We start from the raw sequence: 2,088 nt of genomic DNA on the forward strand, positions 1-2,088 counted from the left end.
TCCTTCGGGCTGTGCGCACAGTGACTGCGTACGGCACCGGGTGCCAGGGAGAGGTGCGTCACCGGCCGGTGGGGAAAACCTACAGTTCACGGCGATGTTCGGGCCCTCGTCCCCACATGGCACGGCAGCCCGAAAGTCCCAGCGGAAGAACCCCGGATTGTGCGCTGAGACCAGCATGGAACACTGATCTGTGTGCTCCCGTACCGATGGCAAGCCCCCTACCGAGGCCTACCTTCGAATGGGGGCCGATGACCGGAGCCACGTCATCGGCCCGTCGGGGGTCTCGCCCCTGCTGCGACGGATTGATGCTGTGGCTCGGACATTCTCGTTGACGGAAGGACCGCGATGGCGCCCCACGCGACGCAGCGCCGCATGACCATCCTGCGCTGCGGGAGTTGCACGACGCTGCTCGCTCCCGACACAGTGCGCTGCTCCTCCTGTGGCAGCGCGAATCTCGAGTCCGCCGATTGCTCCGGTACCGGTTCGATCGTGTCCTGGAAGGTCGTCGAGCCTCTCGACGGTGGCCCGCAGGACGATATCGCCGTCACGCTCGCGATCGTCGAACTCGACGCCGGGCCGTGGCTGTACTCGAAGATCGAAGGATCGTTCCCCGACTGCGCCGACGCCCGGGTGCGGGTCGCGTTCCAGGCGACGGCGTGCGGCGATGGGTTCCCCATCTTCGAGGTCTGCGCGGCCTGACCGACCAACGACGCTCACCCCTCGGGAACTGCGGTCGCTTCGATCTCCACGAGCACTGCTGGTTCGTAGAGCGCCGCGACTCCGATCAGCGACGCCGGCGGCATCGGATCGGGCAGTCCGATCTCGTGCGCCACGGCCCGAACGCCGGTCATGAGTGCCTCGATCTTCTCCGGGTGCCAGTCGGTGACGTAGAACGTCAGGCGCACGACGTCGTGGAAGCTCGCGTCGGCTCCGGCCAGGCCCCGGGCGACGTTGCGCAGCGTCTGGGACACCTGGCCGGCCAGGTCGGCGGGGACCGGTGAACCGTCCGGCGTGTGCGCGACCTGGCCGGCGACGTGGACCTGCCGTGTTCCGGTGGCGACGGCGATGTGATGGTAGGGCGCGTTCGGCAGCATGCCTGCGGGGCTGAACAACGTGACGGGCACGGGCTACTCCTGAGATCGAATCCGATTGGTATCCGATTTATACTTGGTAGCCGAAAGTCACTTCAACGAAACCAGGTTTCATGACGGATACCGCTGATCACAATCTGCTGGCCCTCGCTGCCCACCGGGAGCTGCTGGGGCAGATTCTCGACAAGTGGTCGCTGAGCGTGCTCACCGAACTGTGCGAGGCGCCGCGTCGCTTCAACGAGTTACGCCGCGCCGTTCCCGGGGTCACGCAGAAATCCCTGACCAACACGCTGCGCAGACTCGAGCGCAACGGGATCGTCGAACGCCGAGTGGTGAACACCCGACCGGTCGGCGTCGAGTACCGCATCACCCCGCTGGGGAAGACCGCGCGCGAACCGATCGACGCCCTCCTGCTATGGGCGTCGACGAATCTTCCCTACATCGAGGAGGCGCGGCGTAGCTTCGACGACGCTTCCGACGAATGATCGAGATCAGTGCTCGGGCCCCTGAGCGACCGTCGCGGCGGCACACCGGATTTCCCGGCTCGATGTCGAGCAGTCGCTGCTCGTTCGCGGGGCCGGTGGTCGCTCGGACAGCTACGCCCGACGCGAGCGCGTCTTCCATGCCGACCAGGCAGCCGTCACGATGATCGCGCCGACGAGCGAGCCGATGATCCCGCTGGGCCGCAGTTCGAGTCCGTCACCCGCGAGAAGGCTGATGAGCAGACCGCCGGCGAACGAACCGCCGATGCCCGCAACGCACGCGAGCGTCCAATCGATCCCGGTCCCGGATCTGCCCACGACGATCTGTGCCGCCGCGCCGACGAGCAGCCCGAACAGAATGATCCCGATGATCAACATTGCGCGAGTATAAGCACACATCGACACGGGAACAGCGCTTTACGGATCGAATTGCAGTTCGAAGTTCGATCCTGACATTCGATCGAACTGTTGCCTGCAGACGAATTCACCCGTGCAGTTCACCAGATGCGGTGCGC

Annotated in this window: 4 protein-coding genes; 2 read left to right on the forward strand and 2 right to left on the reverse strand. The window is 65.7% G+C overall.

Features of this window, described 5'->3' with window-relative positions:
* The first annotated feature begins 345 nt into the window (after positions 1-345).
* Positions 346-699, forward strand: a complete 354-nt coding sequence (locus R1101_RS0122000) for a Zn-ribbon domain-containing OB-fold protein (protein WP_016935393.1) — start codon at positions 346-348, stop codon at positions 697-699.
* 14 nt (positions 700-713) lie between these two features.
* On the opposite strand, the gene R1101_RS0122005 is transcribed toward R1101_RS0122000, so the two are convergent.
* Positions 714-1,124, reverse strand: a complete 411-nt coding sequence (locus tag R1101_RS0122005) for a RidA family protein (RefSeq protein ID WP_016935394.1) — start codon at positions 1,122-1,124, stop codon at positions 714-716.
* 80 nt (positions 1,125-1,204) lie between these two features.
* Between R1101_RS0122005 and R1101_RS0122010 the strand changes: the two genes are divergently transcribed.
* Positions 1,205-1,576, forward strand: coding sequence for a winged helix-turn-helix transcriptional regulator (locus R1101_RS0122010; protein ID WP_016935395.1), 372 nt, complete (start codon positions 1,205-1,207; stop codon positions 1,574-1,576).
* A gap of 111 nt (positions 1,577-1,687) precedes the next feature.
* Here the strand turns inward: R1101_RS0122010 and R1101_RS0122015 are convergent, their stop codons facing one another.
* Positions 1,688-1,951, reverse strand: coding sequence for a GlsB/YeaQ/YmgE family stress response membrane protein (locus R1101_RS0122015; protein WP_016935396.1), 264 nt, complete (start codon positions 1,949-1,951; stop codon positions 1,688-1,690).
* Between the last annotated feature and the right edge of the window lie 137 nt (positions 1,952-2,088).

It is taken from the genome of Rhodococcus sp. R1101 (genome assembly GCF_000278445.1).
GTDB lineage: Bacteria > Actinomycetota > Actinomycetes > Mycobacteriales > Mycobacteriaceae > Rhodococcus > Rhodococcus gordoniae.